Raw genomic sequence first — 22,917 nt, 5'->3', positions numbered from 1 at the left:
ACCCGAAACCCTTCGTCTGGACCAAGACCGCCGACCAGATCCTCGAAACACTCGCCGCCTACTGCCAACGAATTAACGACTCACGACACTAGCTCGCGTGCCGCTCTGCGGAACGAAGTATCCGATTGCCTCTTGCGAGTCGTATCCGTCGTCCCAGTCGATAAACCTCTCGAAGTCACGCGCCCTGCAGGGGCCACCCGCGGATGCGCAAACCACGACGGGCATCCATGCTTTCGGAGCGCGACACCGTCGTGGCTCGTAGGCGCGCCGGACCCCACCGCAATCCGGGTCGATACCGGCCGTCACCACATCGGGAGGATGCGAAGCATCGTGATCATGATTACCTGCGTGAGACGTGCAACCGAACTGCGCTATGTGCCGTAAGGCTGGCTCGCGGCAGTGGTCATGAGATTTTCGACCAGGTCGATCAATACATGCTTCACCGATTCCCGGTTACGCACGTCACAAAGAGTGATCACGATATGGTCAGGTATGTCGAGCGCCCCCCGGATTTCGTCCTCATCGTAGATGTCGGCACCGTCGAAGCAGTTGGCGGCGATGATGAAGGGAATGGCACGAGATTCGAAATAGTCGACCGCGGCGAAGCAGTCCTCTAGTCGACGGGTATCAACGAGAATCACTGCGCCGAGAGCCCCGACCGACAGCTCCTTCCACATGAACCAGAACCGATCCTGACCTGGCGTACCGAACAGGTAGAGAACCAGTTCCGCGCTAAGGGTTAATCGGCCGAAATCCAGCGCGACAGTGGTGGTGGTCTTTCCTTCCACCCCGGTCACGTCATCGACGGAAGCACCGAGAGCCGACAATCGCTCTTCAGTTCGTAAGGGTGTGATCTCACTGATCGTCTTGACCAGAGTCGTCTTTCCTACCCCGAAACCCCCGGCGATCAACAATTTGACAGCATTGACCGAGCCGAGTTCCGAGTGTGAACCGAATTCAGATTCTGCGAATACCATCTAGCACCGCCTGTAATAGCATCGGGTCTGTCCGTTCCGAGCGCGGCGGCGGAGACCGAAAAATAACGTGTCCGGATTGGATCAAGTCGCTGACAAGAACCTTCACCGCCGCAACGAGAAGATCGAGGTGAGCTGCGAGTTCCGCGATCGACAACGGCCGATTGCGGCAAAGACGAAGTATCTCCGAGTACTCGCGGTCGAGCAGGGCGGCGTCGTTCACCGTTCGCACAGTGACAACCAAGGTGAGGATGTCGAGTGTGTGAACGTCACGGCCTGCGCGCCCCCGCGTGACCGCAAAAGGTCGGACCAGTGGACCTGGGTCGTCGTCTGTGTCCCAATCGGAATTCCGGTGCGCACTCATGATCTCAGCGGCATCCGCATCGCACCTGCCGCTGTTCGCGGCGCGGCACTGAGATGGTCACGGAGTTGGCCGACGATGACGTTCATCTCGTAGGCGACCAAACCGAGGTCGGCATCGATGGCAGCCAGCACCGCCAAACACGCGCCATAACCTGCTTCGGTGAGCAAGAGGTAGCCGCCGCTCATTTCGATGACGGTCTGCTGGAGATGCCCTTTGGCGAACCTGTCACCGACACCGCGGGCCAGACTGTACAACGCGGACGCGATCGCAGCAAGATGCTCGGCATCCTCACGACTGAGCCCCTGAGAGCCGGCCAGTGGTAGACCATCGGCGGATAGCACCGTGGCGTGCTCGGTTCCCGGTGTCCGGCTGAGGAGTCCGTCGAGGATCCAGTCGATCGAATTGCGATCGTGGATAGTCGCATTGTTGTTCATCTTGTGGGACCGTCCGTTGCTCGGTGGGAATGTGGTGCGGTGGATTGGCGTGCCTGGCGCGTTCCGCGCTGGAAGGACTGCATGGCGCGGCGAACGTCCTGTGCGGGGCGGGGCGGGTCCGAGGCGTTCGGCTCGGATCTGGGGGTTTCGTCCTCCACCCGCAATTGCGGTGCGAGATGGGTTTGTCTCTGCCGCCGCGGCAGAGGTGCGCGCTGGCCCCGGCCAACTCGGGCGGCGCCGTCCGGATGCGCGGGCGGCGCAGCGAGCGCCGGATGCGAGAACTGGATACGCTCTTCGACGACAGGGGCGCTGCCATCGACCGGCCAGGGCGGGAGTTCAGACGTGCTGCCCCCGTGCAGGCTCGGGACTTCCTCTAGCACCTGCGAGCCGTTGCCGAACGTCTGCACAGCACGCGTGGGCGGCGCCGCAGCCAGATCTGAATCCTTGTTCTCGGTGCCGATCTCTATCAGATGAGCCGGGATCAAGACGATCGCCTTCACACCGCCGTACGCCGAGTCCTGCAGCTGGACCGAAATCGAGTGCCGTTGAGCGAGTTTGCCGACGACGAACAAGCCGAGATGCCGTTGTCCACTCAGCGCCATATGTTGGAAGTCCGGCGGATCTCGCAGAAGTTCGTTGAAACGTTCGCGCTCATCGAATCTTATGCCGAGGCCCTGGTCCTCCACTTCGACAACTACGCCACGACCGACGAGATTGCCGTGGATGGACACCGTGGATTGCGGAGGCGAGAACAGTATGGCGTTGTCGATCAACTCGGCGAGCAAGTGCACGATATCGGCGACCGCATTGCCCAGAACATGTGTGTGAGGCAGGCGGATCGCACTGACCCGGCTGAGATCCTCGGTCTCGGATACAGCGCTGCGGACAATATGCTCCAACGCCACTGGGTCGCGCCAGCGACGACCAGGGTTTCCACCACCGAGGATGAGCAGATTTTCGGCATTACGCCGCGCCCGCGTTGCCAAATGGTCCAGTTGGAACAGCAATTCGAGATGTTCTGGATCGTCCTGTTTGGACTCGGCGACATCGAGCACTTCGAGTTGGCGACGAACCACCGCCTGGCTGCGGTGCGCGATATCCAAGAACACCTTGTTGAACCCCTCCCTCGTTTGCGCTTCGGAAGCCGCCGCGCCCATCGCGACGCGCTGTGCCGCGTTGAACGCGGCAGCAACCCGCCCGATCTCATCAGCGCCGGGATCGAGGATCATCGACTCGGCATCGACATCGACCTGCTGACCGTCGTGCAGACGTTGGATGATGGACGGCAAGGTCACGTTCGCCAGCTCCATGCTCCTCGACTGCAACGATCGCAGACGACGAACGAGCCGATTGGCCAACAGAAGGGCCAGCATGATTGCGGCGAACGCGACAACGAACACTGCTGTGCCCACCCAGATCGATCGTTGAAGCGAACGACTTGCCGCAGCGGCGGCCAGATCGTTGGTGTACAACGCATGCGATTGGAAAATGCCGAAGAGTTCGTCGTCAACAGCTTGGGCCGCGGCCTGCCATTCGGGGTACGGAACCGGCAGTACACCCTGGCTGGCAATCGTGTCCTGCACATTCGTCGCGGTCAACCAAACTGCGCTATCGGTGAGCCGGGTGAGTCGCGCACGTTCGCTATCGGTCAGAGTTTCCCGAAGCGCCGAGAGTTGCTGCCGATACCCACCGACCAGAAACGCGAAAGATCGCCGTGACTCCAGAGGTAGCGGACCATCACCAGCATAGGTGACCGCCGCGGCGGCCATCACTCGGGAGTGCAGCTCCTCCATATGGATCAGGTTGGCCGCAGTCATCTGCTCCGCCGCGATCGTGGCATCGAACGACTGCGGCGCCGAGCCCTCGAGTCCTAGCGGGATGACGCTGACCAGCCGACTGTAGTGATTGTCCACAGCGTCGATGTCGCTCTGCCCACGATCCACGGCTTGCCTGATGATCGACGTGCTGGCGCCGAGTTCGGCAAGGATCGGGCTGCTCCTCATGACGGCTTCCGGGTTCAGTTCTTGTATTTGGGGCGTAAGTTCAGCCATTACCGCGAACATTTCGTCGGTTTTGGCTCGTTTGACGGGCAGCTTTGAACTCGTGTCAGGGCTGCCGCTCAAGGCAAGTACGCTCGCCAGCCGCTCCTCTTGCACGGCGCGAACGAACCCGAGCAACGGTGCTACCTGTTTGTTGAGGAATTCCGACCAGCGATTCGCAGCCATAGCCTGATTCGCCAGAGTCGTGACGGCGATGCCCCCGGAAAGTGACAAAGACAAACAAGGAACGAGCGCGATAGCCAACACGGATGCACGAATGCTCCCGGTTCGCCGAAAACGCCATAGCGGCTTCGAACCGGCGGACGCACGACTCAGCTTTCCTGGAGGCGACTGCATTGCCCTGCTCCATCCGTTTCAGATCGCCAGTCGGTGTGAACCCGCAGGCGAGTCGAAACCGTTGTATATCGCCTGACAGGCAGGTCGAACGAAGCCGATGCCGTGAGCAGCGCCACGGTGGCACCTGGTGGAACGTTTATCAATACAGCTATCCAATATTGAGCCGGTCTTCGCGCCAGCCGACGCAGAAGAGCACGCGCAGTCGGTACAAGGAAAGAGACGCGCCTGGTTCCGGGTTCGCTAACCGCAACCGAGTCCGCGATGATCTATCCGCAGGAGGAGCCCCCAAGGGTGCTGTGGGGCCCGCCAGGTGAAGTGATCGTGCAGATGCTAGCGCCTTCTCGAGAAAAGGTCCAACGGTCCACATCCTGGACCATCTCCCGTGTCGCACCTGGTCGAGGAAATTCGAATCATCGACACCCGTAGACGAGGAGGTGGAAAGCCTTCTGCCACCACCCCTCGGCAGACCGCTACGGTGGCTCGCCAGCAGGCGAAGACCCCGCTGCGGCGTGACAAACACGCAATAGTTGCTTGTGATGTTTCACATGTCTATGGTGAGATGACATACCAAGCGACAAAAGCTCCCGCCATCCGAAGCGTCGGCCGGCACGACAGACACTTCCACCCATCTCGTGGGACAAACTCTGGATCCCGGGCTTGCAGCACGCACGGGGCGCTCTCCCGTGATAACGACGAGGCTTTATGTTGATCTACGACTCACATATAGGCACCCGACCGCCACCAGCCCACGCCGCCGTGCTCACAGCCCCAGGGGAGTCGACCGACGAGACGTCCACGTTCGCGTCGGCTACGCAGTCCAGGAACAGGTTCGCGACGACGACCGCTGGTTGGATACCTTCCGCCGGGGATCTGCATTTGCGAATCTGGCTGAGCGGGCTGGTCTTCGATTACGTTGCCACGGTAACGGCGGTACATCATCTGATTCAGGATTGGATGCGAACACGCTGGTGCACCATCGAGTTTCCCCGCGGCGACGTCGATAGTCTCGCCTCGCTTCCGCGATTGCCATGCGAACAACTGTTCCACGGACCGTGACGAGCGCCTCACTTCATGCCGAGCTGCTCACTGACCCCGTCGGTCGAGAGTGAGAACCAGTGGACCGAACTCACCGGGCATGCGCGAGCTGCGAATCGTCAGGTCAGAGCTGGGAAGCAAGTTTTGCCGTCGCCGTACGGACCAGTTCGCCATAAGGTTGATAGAGATCCGGCACCAGTCGATAGGACGGGAGCGATATGGACAGCGCTGCGATCGGATTACCAGCACGATCCACCACAGCCGAGGCGATCGCGCCGACGTCCGAGCGCCACCTTCCAGGATTGATCGCGTAGCCGCGTTCGCGGACCAGTGCGAGTTCGAGCATCAATTCCTCCCGCTCGATCACCGAATCGGCCGCGGTGACGAGACGCTCAGGTAAGTAGGTCTCGACGTCGGCAGGGTCGAGACGAGACAGGAACGCCCACCCCGAGGCAGTCAAGTACATCGGGGCCCGCTGCCCGATCTGCGAGACGGTCTGGACGGACCGCGAAGAATGCACCTTGTCGACGAGCACAAGCATGTTTCCGTCGGGTACCGACAAATGGATGTTCTCATCAGTCTCGTTGCCCAGTTGAGTGATGATCGGCCGCGCGATCTCGCGGAGGTCGACCTGATTCATCACCCGGGCGCCGACCGCCAGCGCACGCGCCGTGATGATCCAGCGCACCTCGCCCGGATCTCCTTCCGGGGCGACCCATCCGGCATGATTCAGAGTTTTCAGAATGCGCGACACCGTTCCTTTCGGCAGTTCCAGAACCCTGGCCAGGCGGCTCAGACCCACGGGCTGCATCTCCGCCACCGCCTCGAGCACGGAGAGAGACCGCAGCACGGACTGCATCGTGCCGTTGGGGTTCTGTTCGGTATCGCTCACCTGGGTCCTCCGGATCGGGTACACACGAATCCTAGCGGTGTAAATGTTCGCGTCCCGCCCACCTTCCGCCGGACCAGATGACCCGGTCGCCTTTCCGCGCACGCGGGCGTCCCCTTCCCCTGAAGGCACACTGGCCTGCGCGGAACTCCTCCGGCTCGGCGCAGGCGCGTACCTTGCGGCCGTCGGCTCGACGGATTCGGGACCGGTGGGGCTACGAATCGCCTGTTCGACGGCACGCACAGTCAGTGGCGGGTTAACCGAGATCGTCACCGTGCGCACGGCGGCCAGTCCGGCGCCATGCGATAGCCGCCGATCATGAGGAGCTTGCGCACCACACCGACACCGGCGGCCGATGACCACGGCCAGTCCGCTCTCGAAGTCGATCTGCTCGGACTCCGGCGATAAGGCGATATGGCGTAGGCCCCGACAAAGCGTTGTCCCATGGGAAACAGATCCGGACAGGACGGCGGCGCGCTGCGTCCCCCCTTGAGTACCATCGCTCCGACCAGATAAACGGCCAGTCCGGGATCAATGGAATATCAGCAGCACAGTAATCATCCACTCTTCGTATGGGGGTGGATCCCCAATCGGCCGCTACGGCGACCCGGACGAATACGCGGCGACGGTTCCTGGCCGGCGTTCCGGCATCGTACATCGCCCAAAGACGTGACCTAGTCTAGGACGGCGGCGTTGGGTCGTCTCCTGAATGGATCACGGGGCCGACCTCGGAGGCGATGACCGACGGCCAACGCGCCAACGTCCGCAACACACGCAGATGTGAGCTTTCGGTGTAAGTCCGACAATGACGCGCGAGCGCGTTCCCGTCCCGGCGGGCGGCACCCACAACGAACGCCTCAGAGATAGTGGTATTTCCGGAATCCAACAACTCGGACTCGATGACCAGTGCCCACACGCGCAGGAGTTCGGCCGACAGCCGTGTCATGACAGTCTGGAAGTACTCGTTCCCCGTGGCCTCGGCAAGTAGACCAAACAACCGCTCGGCCAGTTCTGCTTCTTTCCTGGCCGTGTCCCGGACCGGTGCCGCACCGTCTCCGAGCCGCGACGCCTCTTCGGCACCGGCGACGATCTCGGCGAGTTGGGCGTCGGTGGCCCGCAGAATTCCCTGCCGCACCACTTCCGGGCCGAACACCAGCCAGAACTCGAAGAGATCGTTGACCGATTTGATGGTCAGCGGCTTGACGCGATATCCCTTGCGCGGCATCGTAAGAATCAGCCCCTCATGATCGAGGCGGGTCAGTGCTTCACGGATCGGGGATGCGCCGAATCCAGTTGATTCGGCCAGTGCGGGCTCGGTGAGCCGCTGACCGGGGGCGAGCTTGCAGGAAACGATACTGTCCCGGATCCGCTTGTAAGCCGCCTCGCCCAGCGGCACCGTCTCTCTGGCCGGTGTGGTCACAGCACCTCGTCTCGTCGCGGTGCTCCGCCTCTGCTGGTGCTGTTCGCGCGGAAGCGGTACCGGAGAGCGGCGGAGCACTAGTGAAATATCAGCACTACGAAGCCTACCAGAGGCTCACCGATCCGCCCGGCCTCTCAGGGCGGACGTCGGCTGCGGCGTCGCGTCGGCTACGGGTACAGCGCGAACGCGCGATAGTGCGCCACAGTCGCGCACACCGCCGCGATCGTCATCGTGAAGGCCATCACGCTGGGCGTGGCGCCTATCGGCGAGACCAGCGGACCGATCACGCCACCCACTGCGAACTGCACCATTCCCATCAGACCGGAGGCCGTGCCTGCGCGGCTGCCGTGCGTGAGCAACGCCAGCGCCATGGCGTTCGGCATCACGATGGCGACGGTGGATATGGCGAAGAACAGGAAAGGTAGCAGCGCCCAGAGCGGCAATGCCAGAATCGCGCTCACCGAGAAGGCGGTGCAGGCGATCACGCTCGCCACCAAACCCACGGTCAATGTCCGATCCGGCCCGAACCGCTTCACCAGCATCGCACTGACGCGCCCCGCCGCCAGCAGGCCGATGGAGTTTGCTCCGAAGATCAGTGAGAAGCCGATGCTGCCGAGACCAAGGCCGGTTTGCAGAACGAAGGGGCTCATGACGATATAGCAGAAGAGGGTGGCCGAGCCGAGGCCGAGCACGGCGGTGTATCCGAGAAAGCGCCGATCCTGTACCAGGATCCTGACTTGCCGAGTCGCAGCGCCTATCCCACCCACGTTGCGCTGTTCATGCGGCAAGGTCTCCGACAGCATCACCACCGCGGCCGCCAACAGCACACAGCCGATCAGCGATAGCACGACGAACAGCCCGCGCCACTGCATGAGGTGCAACAGTTGCCCGCCCAGGACCGGCGCGAGCACGGGGGCAACTCCGGAGACCAACATCAGCATCGAGAAGGCCCAGGCGACCATATCGCTGTGGTAGATGTCCTTCACCATCGCACGTGCGATCACAATGCCCCCGCCGCCGGCCAGGCCCTGGACCACTCGCGCCACGACGAGCATCTCGACGGAGGGCGCCCCCGCGCACAGCACCGATGCCAGCGCATAGACCGCCAGCGTCGACAGCAGCGGTATCCGGCGGCCGTATCGGTCACTGACCGGCCCAAGGAAGAACTGGCCCGCGGCCAGGCCGAGCATGCAACCGGTTACAGTCATCTGGGCCGCCACCGCGGAGGTCTGCAGATCGTCGGCCAGCGCGGGAAGCGCGGGAAGATACAGATCCATCGACAGTGGACCGAAGGCTGCCAGGGCGCCGAGTGCCACCAGGATTCGGGCCGGAACAACACCCGAACTCATTGGGTATCCCCTTTCGACCAGCACCAAGATCGGACAAGAGGGCGCGACCTGCCGTGATCCATTGATATATCAGACCATATACTCTGAGATATCGCACTGCCGTCCCTCGCTGGCCAGACCCCCGCATCGCCAGGATCGAGGTACTCGAAGGAGAGCACCGTGGGTAGACCGGAGCCCTGCCCGGGACAGTCGTCTTCGGCGGCGAACGGTGACAGCGCTGCGTGATGCTGACGGGGGTGCACAATCCCGGCCCGCGCCGGTCGAGGTCAACCGCCCGGGCCGATCGATAGCCGTCGATCGGCCAGGGTGTCGTAGTCCGCGGAAAGGTGAGCGCTCCCCCTGTTCTAGCAAGGCGCTGGATGCTTGCGTTCATCAAACGATATCCCCGGTACGAACATGCACCGGGGATTCGCTACCGCGTCACACGTGGGATCGAGGCGTGGTCAGCTCACCGACCGCCCACAAAAGCGCAGATCAAGTCAGCGGCGAGCCCGCGCTCGGTTCCAATACGACCGCGGTGACTCCGACGATGGCCGACGTGTCCATGCCTTCCATATCAGCAAGGAAGCCCGGACTCTGCATGTACTCCTTCTCGATCTCCTCGAGATCCGCGCCGTCCGCGTAGGACACCAGCACGAATGGCGACAGCGGCTCGTCCGGGCTCGTCCAGAAGCCGTGCGGGGTGATGTTGCATGCCGGGAAACTCTTCAGGTGCCGCGGATAGATTCCCTTGCGGTAGTGATCGAGAGACGCGCGATCACGCATCGCATAGGTGCGCAGCTGGTAGATGCTCATTCCAACCTTTCATTGTTTGATGCCGGAGCTTCACGACCGGAAGGCGCGGAGCCGGGCCGCGCGACCAGTGCCCTTGAATCGTTGGATGTGGGTTGGCTCGCACCCGATCGGAGGTTGAGAAACATCACACAACTCATTTGACATATCACATGTTAGGGAGCTGTCGGTCACTCGTCAACCACTCACCGAATCAGTCCGTCCCCCGAACGGCCTCGGTCCACTAGTCACATCGCCCGCGCCGAAACGGGGAATCGCCGATCCGCGCCGCGCCACTGGGTATCGAATCCAGGGGTCCGGGGATGCGGATCAGCGATTCCTTTGCGAGTCGAGAGCGCTCCGTCCGGAAATCAATGCTTCTCGATGGGAGTACGCACCACTCCGATGCGCTCGACCTCGACCTCTACCTCGTCACCGGCATTCAGCAAGATCGGAGGATTTCGCGCGAACCCCACCCCACCTGGAGTTCCGGTGGCGATCACGTCGCCCGGCAGAAGGGTCACCGTGTCCGTGATGTACTCGATGATCGCCGCGACATCCTGAATAAGGTCCTCGGTGTTGGCGTCCTGCATGATTTCGCCGTTCACCCTTGCCTGCACTCGCAGTCCTGCGCCTCCGGGTGGAAGCTCGTCGGCAGTGACGAGCACGGGGCCGATAGGGCCAGACTTGTCGGCATTCTTACCCAGGGTGAACTGCAGTGTGTCGGCCTGCTTGGCGCGCGCCGACAGATCATTGAATGCCGTATAGCCGTAAACGCTCTCCAGCGCGTTGTCTCGGTCCGCCAACCAGGTGCGCCGGCCGATGACGGCCGCCATCTCGACCTCCCAGTCGAGTCCGGCTTCGTTCGGCGGAACAGGGACCGGCGTGCCGCTCACGACCAGCGACTGGGCCCATCTGCCGAAAATCATCGGGTATTTCGGCAGGTCGATCCCACTGGTGTCCTTGGCCTCGTCGGCATGCTCGTGGTAGTTGATGCCGACGCAGAATATCCGCGCTGTCTCCGGTACCGGCGGCAACTGCTCGAGATCGCCGAGTGCCCAATCCTTTCCTGTCTCGGCGGGAGGCCGGCCTTCAGCGCAGGCATCGTAAAACGCGCGGACCTCGCCGAGATCGTGCACGGTGTCGCCGTCGAGGCGTCCGATGTGGCGGGCGCTGCCGGATCGAAATCCTACTAGTCGCATCGCAATCAATATCTTTCAGTTCGGTCGGAAACCCAGATCGATTCCGGCGACGGTGTCGTCCCAGCGACTGGTGGTGTATTTGGGTCGCGTGTAGAAGCGCCAGGAGGCATCGTGCAGTCCGGTGTCACCGAAGGCCGATGCCTTCCAACCGGCGAACCCGTAGGTGGCAACCGGGACCGGAATCGGAATGTTCACTCCGACCATGCCGGTGCTCACGGTGCGTTGGAACGTCCGTGCCGCATGACCGCTGCGGGTGAAGATCGCCGAGCCGTTACCGAAAGGGTTCTTCTCGATCAGTTCGATCGCCTGTTCGAGCGTCTCGACCCGGACGATGCCCAGCACCGGCCCGAACACCTCCTTCTTGTACACCTCCATCGCAGGGGTGACGTCGTCGAGTACGGTTGGCCCCGCGAAGTATCCGGCTGGGCAGTCCGCGGGCTGTTCGGCGCTGCGGTCGACGACAGGCACCGCCCCGGCATCGATAGCGTCTGCCACCAGCTGACGAACGCGCTGCTGAGCAGATTCCGAAATCAGCGGTCCCATTTCGGATTTCGCGTCGACAGCCGCGCCGACTCTGATCTGCTTCGCGCGCTGGGCGAGCTCTGTGATGAGTTCGTCGGCGACGTCACCGACGGCGACGGCCGTCGTGATCGCCATGCAGCGTTGCCCAGCGGACCCGAAGGCCGCCGAGATCAGGGCGTCGGCGGCGGCGCTCACCTGGGCATCCGGCATCACGACAAGGTGGTTCTTGGCGCCGCCGAAGGCCTGAACCCGTTTGCCGGCCGCAGCCGCAGCCGCGTAGACGCGCCGAGCGACCGGCGTCGAGCCGACGAATGCGATCGCGCGGACATCGGGATCTTCGATGAGTTGTTCGGCCACATCGCTGCGGCCGTTGATCACGTTGAAGATGCCAGGAGGAAGGCCGGCCTCGACAGCCAGCTTCGCGAGAAGCAACGTCGGTCCGGGATCCTGCTCGCTCGGCTTGCACACGAAACTGTTTCCCGCCGCCACAGCGAAGGAAGCCTGTGCGAGAGGCACCATCACCGGAAAGTTGAACGGCGTGATGCCCACACACACTCCGAGCGGATGGAAAGCCATCGAGGTGTCGATGTTCGTCCCGGTCTGTTCGGTTACTTCACCTTTCAAACCTTTCACACCCGAAGCCGCGGCATCCAGCGCCTCCACCCCGCGGTCGATCTCTCCGTACGCGTCGTCGCGGGTCTTTCCGTTTTCGGACGTGATCAGATCGGCGAGTTCGTCTCGGTGATCGCGCAGCAGCAGTGCCCATCGGCTCAGAACCCGCGCACGGCTGGCTGCGGGTGTGTCTCGCCAAGCGGGCCACGCAGCAGCCGCGGCTTCCACCACTTGGCGCACCGCAGCCGAATCGGCGGCACAGACCTCCGCGACCGCTTGGCCCGTGGCGGGGTCCAACACAGGGAGCGTGGCCGTGGACAACACGGGCTCGCCAGCGATCCAGTGGGTGATTTGCCGACGCTCCACGCGGTCGGCCTTCGAGGTCTCAGGCATCGAAGACTTTCACATGAGAGCCTTCCGGCACGAAGTCCACTGCCACCGGGCTACCGGCCTCACGCCACATCTCGTAGGCGATCTCGTTGGTGATCTTGCCGTCCTTCAACTCGAAGAGATGCACGAGCCGGCAATTGACCTCGGTCCCAGGGTGATAGGGGAGATTCGGCATCTCCTCACCCACCACGGTCACCTCGCCGATCTGGTCGTCGAAGACGAACTTCTCGGTCGCGAAGCGCCGCAGCGACGTGGTACGTCGATATCGAATCGTCCGGAAGATTCCGCGGTAGGCGTCGAGGATCGCATCCCGATCATTCATGATCACGCCGCGAGTGGGCGCCTCCCAGGAGATTTGGTTGGCGTAGAGCGCGACCGCCTTCTCGACCGACTCTGGATTTTCGTTGTGAAAGTGATCCTCGACGACATGAAGGTTGCGATCGATGATCTGCTCCTTCGTCAGCTCCGCGTCCGGGCGACCGCCGTAGGTGCGATCGGTCTCGGTGCTCTGTGTCATTGGTACTCCTCAAGATCGAGTGCGGCTGCCGGCGACTGTTCGATGCCGACGCCGCCTCGGTGCGACTGTGCGGTGTGAGTTTGCGTCGGCGGCATGGCAGTGCGCTTGGTCACACTGACCAATCCGCGCTCTGTGATGGGGGTCGCATTTGCTCACAGTGTCCAAGCGCGATCGCGATAGGGATCGCTGTAATTCTGCGACCTACCTCACAGCCGGGGCGCTATCGGTCCCCCGCATTCCCGGGAGAGATGTATGACTCCTTCTTCCACAAAACCGCAGGAATTCGACGCCGATGTCGTTGTCGTCGGGGCAGGCCCGGTCGGGCTGTACACCGCGATCCGGCTCGCCGATGCGGGTCACAACGTGATCGTGGTGGACAAACAGCCGAAGCCCTATCCCCTTCCGCGGGCGATTACCTTCGACGACGAGATCGCTCGACTGCTCTCGGAGCTCGGTATCGACGGCGATCACGATCCGCAGATCGACTGCACAGACGATTGGGTGCTCCTGCGCAACGGAGCTCGCGAAATCATCGGACGACTCGACTGGCGTGGCGTGACCCCTGCGGGGTGGCATCGCCTGTACTGGTTCCACCAGCCCGAACTGGAAGTGCGGTTCGCGGCAATGCTCGCCGGCCGCTCCCGAGCCTCTTTGGTTCGGTCCTGGCGTGTAACCGAGGTGCACCGGACTGAGACCTGCGTGACGGTCTCCGGGGCAGTGACCGAGCCCGACGGTACCGTCCGGCCTGCCGAGCTGCGTTGCCGCTATCTCGTCGGCTGCGACGGAGCCAACAGCGTCGTTCGCGAGCAAGCGGGGCTGGAAATGACCGATCTCGGCTTCCACTTCGACTGGCTGATTTGCGACATCGTTCCGATCGCCCCCGAGACGTTCGACCCTATGGTTTTCGACACTCCGATGTCGCAGATCTGCGATCCGACTCGGCCGACAACGATGGTGCCCGCAGGCCCTGGGCGGCGCCGGTGGGAATTCATGGCCCTGCCCGGCGAGTACCTCGATGAACTCAACACCGCCGAACGGGCATGGGAACTCCTGGCAGTGTGGGGAGTCACTCCCGAGTCGGCCCGCCTCGAACGTCATGTCGTCTGGCGGTTCCAGGCCAAGTACGCGGCACAGTGGCGCGCCGGACGGATCCTCCTCGCGGGAGATGCCGCGCACCTCATGCCGCCCTTCGCCGGCCAGGGCATGTGCGCGGGAATCAGAGACGGAGCGAGCCTGGCGTGGCGCCTGGATCTGATCCTGCGCGGCCTCGCCGACGACACCCTGCTCGACTCCTACACCCCCGAGCGCCAGTATCACGTCAGTCATTTCATGCACGTCTCGATGGAATTGGGCCAAGCGATTTGTGTGACCGACCCGGAGATCGCCGATGCGAGAGACGCTGCGATGAAGGCGGCTATGCGGGATCCGTCGCTCGCTCCCCCGCCGCCGCCCCCGCTGAAACTCGGCCCCGGCGTCTGGCGCGAGGGTGATCCCCAGGCCGGGCATTTGTCGGATCAGGGCTCTGTCACTCTGGACGGACGGACCGGGCGCTTCGATGAAATCACAGGACGGGGCTGGGTACTGATCGGGCGCGACCACGACCCGAGCGCATATCTCGGCGCACCTGTGGCGCAGGCATTCGCTGCCATCGGTGGACGAGGCGTTGCCATCGGAACGACCGCAGGTGCCGCGAACGATGTCGACGGAACGTACGCCGCATGGTTCGATCGGCTGCAGGCCGACGTTGTTCTGGTCCGGCCCGACTTCTATGTTGCGGCCGCGGTGTCACGCGCGGAAACCGACACAGCGGTGCAAGAGATCCTCGAAAAAGTGAGAGTTTTGGAGCCGTCTCCAGCTTCCAGCGAGGCAGAATACGAGAAACTACGGTGATCACTCCGTTCGATCGGAAAGATGGGGATGGAGCACGGCAGCGTGTGGATACGCGATCTGCGCTTGGATACGCCACAACGTCTCGCACCGGTGTGCCGAGACGAGACAGTCGCGCGGGCGGTGGCATTACTCGGTCGTGACGCCGTCGACTGGGCGGTGCACCAAGCCAATGAGATCGCCGAGGACAACATCGCCGCCTTTCCTCAGGTCGGCGGTGGGCCCGCACAGCTCGATACTTTGCGTCTAGGGGTCGAATCCGCGACCTTGACGGTTCTGGAGTGCCTCTACGAAGGGCGAATGATCGGACCGGACCTGCCCCAGGAGGCCGAGTCGCAGGTCCGCGACTTCGTCCATCGAAGGATCCCGCTCACCGACCAGTGGGCGATGATCAGGCAGGGCCACGCATCGCTGGTGCAGAAACTCATGAATGCCTGTGTGCGCCTTGCGGATCCCGGCGAGCAGAGTGAACAGCTACTGCTCGTGACCAAGCTCGCGTTCGAGTTCATAGATATCTTCGCCAGCGAGGTCGCCCACGCGTACGAGGTGGAGCAACACCGGGTCGCCGAATCGGCGGTGATCTCCCGGGAAGCCGCACTTCGGTCACTGCTCGACGGCGAGCCGGCAGACATGGGCGACCTCAGTATCCGGCTGCAATACGATGTCGCCTTCCGATGGCATATAGCGCTCGTGTTCTCGAGAGGTACGCCTGGACAGTGGGATGACCTGCTGACCCTTGCCGCACGGGACGCGATGACTGCGGTAGGTACGCGCCAGATCCTGCTCGTTCCTCAGGGCCACGCCGTCCTGTGGGCCTTCGGCAATTCGGCCTCGCCGATCGGCCGCGACTGGAGCTGGTCGCCGCCCACGTCCGTCCGGGTTGCAGTGGGCGATCCGGCCAAGGGCGCGGAAGGGTTGCGCACCAGCCATCGGCAGGCAGTGATAGCGCACAAGTTGGCCCGGTACCGGCCAGGCTCTGCCGCGGTCGTCACCTACCGCGACGTCAACCTTTTGAGCCTGCTGTTGGCCGATCCGCACCTCGCTCGCGAGTTCATCGACTACGAACTGCGTGACCTCAGGGCACACGACGCGGCAACGAGCGAACTCCGACGAACGCTTGCGGTATATCTGGACAGCCATAACACCCAGGCCACCGCCACCTCGCTGTTCCTCGCGCGCAACACGGTCACCTACCGCCTGCGCAAGGCCGAAGCCCTGCTGGGCCACCCCATCTCCGAACGGCAACTCGAAACACGCATTGCCCTGTACCTATCAGAGCTGGCGCACCCACCCGAGTGACATCGTCGCCCAGCGCGTGGCTGCCGCACGGCGACGAGCTCCCGGGGACCGACGAAAATCGCCCCTGAAAAAGTCCGGGACGATCGGTCGGCCAGTCAGCCAACCGCGAGGTCGTACCCATCCGGTCACGCTTTGTGCGCAATAGTGCAGATTGTGGGGCTTCACCGATACCGGCATCGTAACCCGCCCGACCAGCTCCAGGCCGTAGCCCTCCAGCCCGCCGTATTTGGCCGGGTTATCGGTGATCAATCGGTTCGGCGAACGCCGAGGTCTCCGAGAAATCTGCGCCCCGACGCCGTAGAGGACCATCGCCCTGGCCGAACGCATCGGCCGGTTCTTCGCCAACGACGGCAGGCGCATCCTCTACCTGGCGTCCGGCGGTCTCTCGCACACCCCGCCGTCACTCGATGCCGAAACGCGTCTGATCACCGACGAGCGCCGATGGGAACTCGTCGAGTTCAACCGGGACGCGTGCGCGGAGATGATCTACAAGGACTGAGATGACGCCGTTCTGGGTGCGTTGTCGGGCACCCGTGAGCACGTGCTCCGGACCGTCACCGACGACTTCCTCGAAGCCTGCGGGTCGGGCGCGCACGAGGTGCGCAATTGGCTCGCTGCCTGGGCCGCGGCAGGTGGGGCGCCGCTCACGACGATCGCGTACGAGCCGGTGCCCTCCTGGTTCACGGGCATGGGAATCGCCGCGAGCCGCTGATCGACCGCGCTGCCGCGATCAGGCCATGAGCATAGAATTTCTCGCGTCGAGAGAGGCCGCATACATCACCGGTGTCGTCCTTCCCGTCGACGGCGGAATTTCGATCTGATGCCGACCTTCACTTACGACATGCTCGCCGAGGCCTCGGGAACCGACCTCGGGCACAGCCGGTGGATCGAGATCGACCAGCGCCGAATCGATGCGTTCGCGGACACCACGGAGGATGATCAATGGATCCACGTCGATCCCGAACGCGCCGCCAGAAGTCCCTTCGAATCGACCATCGCCCACGGCTTACTCACGCTGAGCCTGGTCGCCGCCTTCCTCGATGACGTTTTCCGCTGCAGGATGTCGCGATGTCCATCAATTACGGCATGGATGGTGTCCGTTTCCCCCAACCGGTCAAGGTCGACAGCCGCGTTCGGGGCCACGGGGCGGTCACCTCAGTCGCGGCGGTTCCCGGCGGGCTCCAAGCTACGGTGCGGATGACGGTCGAGATCGACGGCTCGGACCGGCCTGCCTGCGTGGCAGACGTATTGATCCGGGTTCTTCCCGACGATGCCTCGAATCAACCACCCGCACACCTCCTCGCCGAAAAGGTCGTCGATACCCCCGATCGTGACGAGGATGTCTACGATCCCGCGACAGCGTCCGAGGTCTACCAACGAGTCTTCGACGGCGACCGAACTTTCACCGCCCCGCTGTTCGCGTGGCACCCGGACAATCAATAGCACCTGGACAACCTCAGGTGGATCGGCCCGTCACAGTCGTCGCGAGCCGGTCCACCTCGAGCATTGAATCTGGATACGGCATCCACAACGCTGTTCGTCGAGAATTTCGAAGCGGTCGGCGAACGAGGTCACCGAGCTATCCGGTGGCGCTTCATTTTCATGGTTGTGGCCGAAGAGAGGCGCCCGACGACGCCGCTCGATGTGTCTCAGAGTGCGCGCAGGCGTGGCGCGAGGTCGCGTGCGAACAGGTCCAGGAAGCGACGCTGGTCTCATGCGACATCGACGACCCCTTCCTTATGCGGCGTTGTCCGCAACGAGTGCCTCGATATCCCGGTGAGTGGCATCCGCTAACGGGCCGAGGCCGGGCACAAGCATCACGAGTGCGGTTCGCAAGGACGGGATCGCCCAGAACCGCCGGGTCCCGATGCCGTCCCAGCCGAAACTTCCTGCCGGGAGTGCCACGTCGTCGGATGGGCTGTCGACGGCGGCGACGCCGTAGCCGTAATGGAAACCCGGCTGCGATTCCGCCGCAAACGGCTGCGCATATTGCACCGTCCGGATCCCCGGGAACGGCACGCTACCGATGTGGTTCTCCGTCATGGCGGCTACCGCTTCCGCCGGGATAATTCGACGACCGCGGAATTCGCCCGAATAGACGAGCATCTCGACAAAGCGGGCATAGTCCACCGCTGTGGAGAACACGCCCGCCGAACCGGAATGGTAGGACGGCCGCGAGATATGCGAGTCCGTGAAGAGACCCAGCGGGATCGTGCGCTGCTCTGTCCCCGGTCGCAGACCGAAGCCCGTGTGCTGCATGCCGAGTGGCGCGAACAACAGGTCGTCTACATACTCCGCGAGGGGCCGCCCACCGACCACCTCGACCACGCGTCCGAGCACGTCGTAGCCTGTCGCGTTGCTGTAGTGCCAGCGAGTTCCCGGTTGGAATTCCAGCGGCACGGCACCGAGTTTCGCGACCCAGTCCGCCAGGTTGTCTGCTGGATCCACCAGCGGTATCGCTGGATTCGCGATACCGATCGTCTGCAGTCCCGATGTGAAAGACAACAGATCGTGGACTGTAATAGCCCGCGCGGCGGGCGCGTAGTCGAACTCCGGCTCGACCACTTCGTCGGTCGCCGGCGGCGCGGGAAACCTCTCGAACCGGTACTGCTGGCCGGGCCGCAAGGTTCGCACTATGCGCTCGGCGCCGAACTCCGGAATGAAATCCGATACCGGCGCCGACAGATCGAGGGCACCTTCGGCCCACTGGGTCAGTGCACACGCGGCCACGATCGGCTTGGTCATGGACGCGATCGGAAACACCGTATCGGGCTCTAATTCGAATGTGGGGTCGATGTCAGAGGTACCTTGTGCATCAACAACTTCGACATTTTGCCCCGTGCAACCACGGTGACGGCTCCCGCGATTTCGCCGACATCAATATGTCCGCGGACGATCTCTCGCACGCGCTTCTCGAGTTCGCTGGTCGCCATGCGTTGCTCCTTGTGGGTCGGCGAGACTGCGGATCGGCGGTCGGGCGAGGTAGAACCGCCACGGGTACGCCGAAGTCTCCGGATCGGTGCCTCCAGCGCCGTGCCGGTCCCCGACGAGGGACGCGGACTTGCACGAACCCTCGGGGGAGAGCAGCACTGCAGCACCCACACCTGAGGTGTCATACCGTACGCCCTGAAACATTAGCTTGCAATAGTACCCTGAACGCCGCGGCGGGGGCCTGACGAAACCGGCACTCGACACGGGGACCCCGCCCTAGCGGGGTGCTCACCAGGCGCTTCGAACCAGGGGTTGACCGGAAGCCGGTGTGATCCTAATCTGTGAAATCTCACACATGCATATCTAACATTTTAGCAACGGAACCGTTCCGCGGTGCCCCTGCTCGACGCTCACCGTCGATTCCGGGCGCCCCGCCGCTCGAGAAAGGCTGATCGATGAAGATCGAGTTGTTCACTCCAGTCACGTATTACGACGAAAACAAGCGCAAGTACGACTGGCCCTTCCCGCAGCGTCTGTTCGACAGCGAGAAGGGGCGACTCTCGGTCCAGTACGGCTTCGAAGAGTTCGCGGCAGGCCACGAGGCGGGCTTCGACTCCCTCAATCTCGCCGAACACCACTACTCCCCCTCGCAGATGACTCCGGCGCCACATATTTTCGCTGCCGCTCTCGGCGAGCGCTTCCCGGATGCGCAGATCGCAATCCTGGGAACAGACCTGCTGCTGCACAACCCGATCAATATCGCCGAACAATATTCGGCACTCGACAATCAGCTCGGTGGCCGACTTCGTTTCGCGCTGCTCCGTGGCACTCCGAACGAATACCTCACCTACGGCACCAACCCGTGGGAGTCGCGGGCGAAATTCGAAGAGGCGGTGCAGCTGATCATCCGCGCCTTCAACGAACCTGAACCGTTCGGCTGGGAAGGCCGCTACTACCGCTTCCGCAACATCTCACTGTTCCCCGCACCCGCACAACGGCCGCATCCGCGAATCATGTTGTCCGGCAACAGTATCTCGTCGGCCGCGTTCGCCGGGCGCATGAAATGCGACTTGGGCGTCAGCTTCATGGCGCCGGAGATCGCCGCAGCGAGTGTGACGGCATACCGTGAGGCCGCGGCAGCGGCCGGCTGGAATCCGACCGCGGACAACATTTTGTATCGCCAGTTCGTGCACGTCACCGAAACGGACGAGGAGGCGCAGCGTCTCGTAGCAGAAACCGGTTGGCCGAACGGCGGCTCGTCCTTCGAATCTCGCAACGCTGAAATCGGTCAGGTGATGTTCACCTCTGCGGCCGCGATAGCGGGCGTTCCCAAGGGCGTCGTTCCCGACATGTCCAAGGCCCCTGCATTCGGCGCACCGTGGCTCGGGACACCGGAGGCGGTACTCGCGCAGATGCGGCATGCAGCCGAAACTCTCGGGGCCGGGCGCCTCGAGCTCAACTACACCGGACTGGGCGGCGAGGCGAGCCACGAATCGGTCGTCCGCTCGATCAAGCTCACCGGCGAGACGATCATCCCTGCCCTCAAAGCCGGCGACACCGCTTCCCACTGACCCTTCCCCTATCGAATACAGAGGCATCACCATGAGTCCCCTTGTCTCCGACGACCCCACCGCTATCGGTGCCGGGTTCACCGAAAAGTCGGTTCAGATCGACGGATTCACCATCCGCTACTTCGAAGCCGGCACCGGAGAGCCACTGGTCGTCATCCACGCCGCGGGTGGCCCCCGGATGACACCCGCACTCGACGCACTCACGGCGCACAACCGAGTCCTGGCATTGGAGGTACCCGGCTTCGGTTCCGAGGCCAATACCGTGCACGAGAACATGACCGAATTGGTCGACACGCTCGCCGGAGCGATCGCAGCCATCGGCGTCGACCGATATCACCTGCTGGGATCATCCTTCGGCGGCGCGGTGGCCGCTTGGCTCGCAGTCACCCACCCCGACCGAATCATCTCCATGGTGCTCGAAGGACCCGCCGAAATTCGCGAGAATTCCACCCCGCCGGTCGGACTCGAGCTGGAAGAACTGGTGCGCCGGTTCCGCGTACATCCCGAGCGCACACCGGCATTCGCGCCGCCCGACCCCGGCGTGAGCGAGCGGAGTTGGCCGCTGGTCGAACGAGTTGTGGGCAGCCGCCCGGAAGTGGACGAAGACTTCACGCGCAGGCTGTCCGACTTCCACGTGCGGACATTGGTGTTGTTCGGTGACCGCGACGGCATCGTGCCGCCTGAGAACGGGCGGACCTGGCGGCGGCTCATGCCCAACTGCGCTTTCGTACTCGTCCACGACGCCGCGCACGACATCCAGGGTGACCGCGGCGAAGCCTTCGCCGACGTAGTCGGCGACTGGCTCGCACGAGGCTGGCAATTCCTCCTCCCAGACCAGTCCACACTCATCAACCCCTGACTCGAGCGAGGCGTCCGGGCGCGGTTCCACAACCCAACCCGGACGCCCGGCTGTGGACCCCGCTGAAAGGCACGAGATGAAACTGTACGTCGATGCCCGCAATGTGCCACCGACAGTAGAGCTACGTGAGCCCGAGGACTTCAAGGCATTGAAGGTCGTACTCGCAACCTCGTCCCACATCTGGGTCGAGCCGGAGAACCTTGCCACCCTGGCGGGCAAGGTCGACGACTCGGCTTGGCAATCCGAGCTGCGCAAAATGATCGATTACGCATCCAGCAAGGGGTGGGTCGACGACGAAGGACGGGTCCGCGTACACGTCGAGGTCCGGCCCGAACAATAACGTCCAGGCGCCCTGCGCTCGCGGCCCGGCGGGAATCGATATCAAAAAGAGGTGGTCCGTGAACAGTGCAGATTCTCTGCAGGTAGCCCAGTCGGAAGCCGCGTATCGATGGCTTCTGAACGAAATTGTCACGTGCAGATTGGCACCCGGCTAATGGCTCACCGAGTGTCGCCTCGCCGGCGAGAGCGGCTTCGGCGTCGCCTCGATACGCGGCGCACTAGCCAGGCTCGGTCACGACGGACTGGTGACCTCGGTTCCCCGTCAGGGCTATCGGGTGAAACCGCTCACCGTGAAGCCCCGTCGACGAATTGTTCGTCTTCTGGTCGATAATCGCACCCGAAATCGTGCGCCTGGGTCTGCGCCGACTCGGTCACAAGGAACGCACGCGGGCCGTAGCCGCCCTGCGTAGCTGCTCTGCGGCCCACAGGGAACCGACGGCACAGCAGACGGCGCGGGACGGAGCCGAATCCGCGCGGCAACTGTTTACCGCACCCGCCGAGGCGACCGGCAACGATTACCTACTTGCCGCTTACAGCCGCGTGGTCGGGGGTCTGGTGCACGGATAGGTGACAGGTTCGGTCAGGCAGCCTGAGTGGCTGGTGTGGTCATGATTGCTTCGTATTCGACCGGGGTCAATCTGCCGAGTCTGCTCTGACGCCGTCGGCGATGGTAGGTCCGTTCGATCCAGGTCACGATTGCGATCCTGAGCTCGCCGCGAGTGGCCCAAGGTCGGCGGTCGAGGACGTTCTTCTGCAGCAATGCGAAAACGATTCCATCGCGGCATTGTCGCCGCAGGCACCGACCCGTCCCATCGATCCAACCATCGCGTGAGCGCCCAAAGCGCGGACGAACTTTCGGGACCGAAATTGGCCGGATTCAACTGATCGTTGCAACACCTCGACCGTGGAGGTGTCGAGGTGGGAATTGGTCCGCAGCAGAAGCGGGTTCGTGAGTACCGGGGCCAGATTCCGTCGCCGGGTCGGCCGACGGTGGCCTGGCGTGAGGATCGGGTGCGGTTCTGGGCGGCGATCGCGCGCGGGGTGATGACCGAGGACGCGGCGGTGGAAGCGGGGGTGTCCTCGCCGGTCGGGTTTCGATGGTTCCGGCATGCTGGCGGCGTGAATCCGCGTTTGCCTCAGTCTGTTTCGGGCCGGT

At 63.3% G+C, this 22,917-nt stretch carries 22 protein-coding genes and 3 pseudogenes; 10 read left to right on the top strand and 15 right to left on the bottom strand.

What is annotated here, in order from left to right:
* Positions 1 to 371: 371 nt before the first annotated feature.
* The 11 genes from ON27_RS33595 to ON27_RS33550 form a co-directional block, all read right to left on the bottom strand.
* Positions 372 to 977, bottom strand: coding sequence for a GTP-binding protein (locus ON27_RS33595; protein ID WP_043736768.1), 606 nt, complete (start codon positions 975 to 977; stop codon positions 372 to 374).
* Complete coding sequence (locus ON27_RS41950; RefSeq protein ID WP_083888002.1) at positions 958 to 1,338, bottom strand: DUF742 domain-containing protein; 381 nt, start codon at positions 1,336 to 1,338, stop codon at positions 958 to 960. Before ON27_RS41950 ends, ON27_RS33595 begins: the two co-directional genes overlap by 20 nt.
* Positions 1,335 to 1,772: a roadblock/LC7 domain-containing protein gene (locus ON27_RS33590; RefSeq protein ID WP_043736765.1), complete on the bottom strand. Its 438-nt coding sequence runs from the start codon at positions 1,770 to 1,772 to the stop codon at positions 1,335 to 1,337. The genes ON27_RS41950 and ON27_RS33590 overlap by 4 nt, the downstream gene beginning before the upstream one ends.
* Entirely contained in the window at positions 1,769 to 4,078 is a 2,310-nt protein-coding gene (locus ON27_RS33585) for a sensor histidine kinase (RefSeq protein WP_218003087.1), read from the bottom strand. Before ON27_RS33585 ends, ON27_RS33590 begins: the two co-directional genes overlap by 4 nt.
* Before the next feature lie 1,249 nt (positions 4,079 to 5,327).
* Positions 5,328 to 6,095, bottom strand: a complete 768-nt coding sequence (locus tag ON27_RS33580) for an IclR family transcriptional regulator (protein WP_051047273.1) — start codon at positions 6,093 to 6,095, stop codon at positions 5,328 to 5,330.
* 676 nt (positions 6,096 to 6,771) lie between these two features.
* Positions 6,772 to 7,512 carry a GntR family transcriptional regulator gene (locus ON27_RS33575; protein ID WP_157227612.1) on the bottom strand — a complete coding sequence of 247 codons (741 nt, stop codon included), beginning with the start codon at positions 7,510 to 7,512 and terminating at the stop codon, positions 6,772 to 6,774.
* Positions 7,513 to 7,679: 167 nt separating this feature from the next.
* The gene (locus ON27_RS33570; RefSeq protein WP_245560500.1) at positions 7,680 to 8,885 is read right to left on the bottom strand and encodes a multidrug effflux MFS transporter; all 1,206 of its coding nucleotides are present in this window, start codon (positions 8,883 to 8,885) and stop codon (positions 7,680 to 7,682) included.
* A 450-nt stretch (positions 8,886 to 9,335) separates the two neighbouring features.
* Positions 9,336 to 9,656 carry an NIPSNAP family protein gene (locus tag ON27_RS33565; protein WP_043736760.1) on the bottom strand — a complete coding sequence of 107 codons (321 nt, stop codon included), beginning with the start codon at positions 9,654 to 9,656 and terminating at the stop codon, positions 9,336 to 9,338.
* A 347-nt stretch (positions 9,657 to 10,003) separates the two neighbouring features.
* Complete coding sequence (locus ON27_RS33560; RefSeq protein WP_043736757.1) at positions 10,004 to 10,834, bottom strand: fumarylacetoacetate hydrolase family protein; 831 nt, start codon at positions 10,832 to 10,834, stop codon at positions 10,004 to 10,006.
* A gap of 15 nt (positions 10,835 to 10,849) precedes the next feature.
* Complete coding sequence (gene mmsA, locus ON27_RS33555; RefSeq protein ID WP_051047271.1) at positions 10,850 to 12,361, bottom strand: CoA-acylating methylmalonate-semialdehyde dehydrogenase; 1,512 nt, start codon at positions 12,359 to 12,361, stop codon at positions 10,850 to 10,852.
* Positions 12,354 to 12,875: a nuclear transport factor 2 family protein gene (locus ON27_RS33550; RefSeq protein WP_051047270.1), complete on the bottom strand. Its 522-nt coding sequence runs from the start codon at positions 12,873 to 12,875 to the stop codon at positions 12,354 to 12,356. Before ON27_RS33550 ends, mmsA begins: the two co-directional genes overlap by 8 nt.
* Positions 12,876 to 13,127: 252 nt before the next feature.
* Between ON27_RS33550 and mhpA the strand changes: the two genes are divergently transcribed.
* Both mhpA and ON27_RS33540 read left to right on the top strand, forming a co-directional pair.
* Positions 13,128 to 14,765 carry a bifunctional 3-(3-hydroxy-phenyl)propionate/3-hydroxycinnamic acid hydroxylase MhpA gene (mhpA, locus tag ON27_RS33545; protein ID WP_043736752.1) on the top strand — a complete coding sequence of 546 codons (1,638 nt, stop codon included), beginning with the start codon at positions 13,128 to 13,130 and terminating at the stop codon, positions 14,763 to 14,765.
* Between the two features lie 21 nt (positions 14,766 to 14,786).
* Positions 14,787 to 16,061 carry a PucR family transcriptional regulator gene (locus ON27_RS33540; RefSeq protein ID WP_083887999.1) on the top strand — a complete coding sequence of 425 codons (1,275 nt, stop codon included), beginning with the start codon at positions 14,787 to 14,789 and terminating at the stop codon, positions 16,059 to 16,061.
* Here the strand turns inward: ON27_RS33540 and ON27_RS43510 are convergent.
* Complete coding sequence (locus ON27_RS43510) at positions 16,035 to 16,370, bottom strand: hypothetical protein (RefSeq protein WP_245560498.1); 336 nt, start codon at positions 16,368 to 16,370, stop codon at positions 16,035 to 16,037. The genes ON27_RS33540 and ON27_RS43510 overlap by 27 nt on opposite strands.
* Positions 16,371 to 16,581: 211 nt before the next feature.
* Between ON27_RS43510 and ON27_RS43505 the strand changes: the two genes are divergently transcribed.
* The 4 genes and pseudogenes from ON27_RS43505 to ON27_RS45635 all read left to right on the top strand — a co-directional run bounded on the left by ON27_RS43505 (position 16,582) and on the right by ON27_RS45635 (position 17,504).
* Positions 16,582 to 16,773: a class III extradiol ring-cleavage dioxygenase family protein gene (locus tag ON27_RS43505; RefSeq protein ID WP_157227608.1), complete on the top strand. Its 192-nt coding sequence runs from the start codon at positions 16,582 to 16,584 to the stop codon at positions 16,771 to 16,773.
* 31 nt (positions 16,774 to 16,804) lie between these two features.
* Positions 16,805 to 16,882: pseudogene (locus ON27_RS45135) on the top strand (3-oxoacyl-ACP reductase); the annotation flags it as partial.
* Positions 16,883 to 16,947: 65 nt separating this feature from the next.
* Positions 16,948 to 17,262 carry a MaoC/PaaZ C-terminal domain-containing protein gene (locus ON27_RS46190; RefSeq protein ID WP_506330638.1) on the top strand — a complete coding sequence of 105 codons (315 nt, stop codon included), beginning with the start codon at positions 16,948 to 16,950 and terminating at the stop codon, positions 17,260 to 17,262.
* On the top strand, positions 17,259 to 17,504 hold the full coding sequence (locus ON27_RS45635) for a hotdog family protein (RefSeq protein ID WP_063711415.1): 246 nt from the start codon (positions 17,259 to 17,261) through the stop codon (positions 17,502 to 17,504). Before ON27_RS46190 ends, ON27_RS45635 begins: the two co-directional genes overlap by 4 nt.
* A 294-nt stretch (positions 17,505 to 17,798) precedes the next feature.
* Here the strand turns inward: ON27_RS45635 and ON27_RS33525 are convergent, their stop codons facing one another.
* Positions 17,799 to 18,857 (bottom strand): serine hydrolase domain-containing protein, encoded by a 1,059-nt coding sequence (locus tag ON27_RS33525; protein WP_083887998.1) that lies wholly within the window; start codon positions 18,855 to 18,857, stop codon positions 17,799 to 17,801.
* Complete coding sequence (locus ON27_RS43500) at positions 18,836 to 18,994, bottom strand: hypothetical protein (protein ID WP_157227606.1); 159 nt, start codon at positions 18,992 to 18,994, stop codon at positions 18,836 to 18,838. Before ON27_RS43500 ends, ON27_RS33525 begins: the two co-directional genes overlap by 22 nt.
* Positions 18,995 to 19,447: 453 nt before the next feature.
* Between ON27_RS43500 and ON27_RS33520 the strand changes: the two genes are divergently transcribed.
* From ON27_RS33520 to ON27_RS33510, 3 genes are all read left to right on the top strand, one after another.
* The gene (locus tag ON27_RS33520) at positions 19,448 to 20,563 is read left to right on the top strand and encodes an LLM class flavin-dependent oxidoreductase (protein ID WP_043736743.1); all 1,116 of its coding nucleotides are present in this window, start codon (positions 19,448 to 19,450) and stop codon (positions 20,561 to 20,563) included.
* Positions 20,564 to 20,594: 31 nt separating this feature from the next.
* Complete coding sequence (locus ON27_RS33515) at positions 20,595 to 21,422, top strand: alpha/beta fold hydrolase (protein WP_043736741.1); 828 nt, start codon at positions 20,595 to 20,597, stop codon at positions 21,420 to 21,422.
* Positions 21,423 to 21,498: 76 nt separating this feature from the next.
* Entirely contained in the window at positions 21,499 to 21,762 is a 264-nt protein-coding gene (locus ON27_RS33510) for a hypothetical protein (RefSeq protein WP_043736739.1), read from the top strand.
* A gap of 579 nt (positions 21,763 to 22,341) precedes the next feature.
* On the opposite strand, the pseudogene ON27_RS45130 reads toward ON27_RS33510, so the two are convergent.
* Positions 22,342 to 22,670, bottom strand: a pseudogene (locus tag ON27_RS45130) (integrase core domain-containing protein); the annotation flags it as partial.
* Positions 22,671 to 22,679: 9 nt separating this feature from the next.
* Here ON27_RS45130 and ON27_RS33505 point away from each other — a divergent pair.
* Positions 22,680 to 22,917 (top strand): annotated as a pseudogene (locus ON27_RS33505) (IS30 family transposase); the annotation flags it as partial.

The sequence above is a fragment of the Nocardia asiatica NBRC 100129 genome (assembly GCF_000308415.1).
Classification (GTDB): Bacteria; Actinomycetota; Actinomycetes; order Mycobacteriales; family Mycobacteriaceae; genus Nocardia; species Nocardia asiatica.
This window is presented reverse-complemented; position numbering and strand designations above follow the sequence as displayed.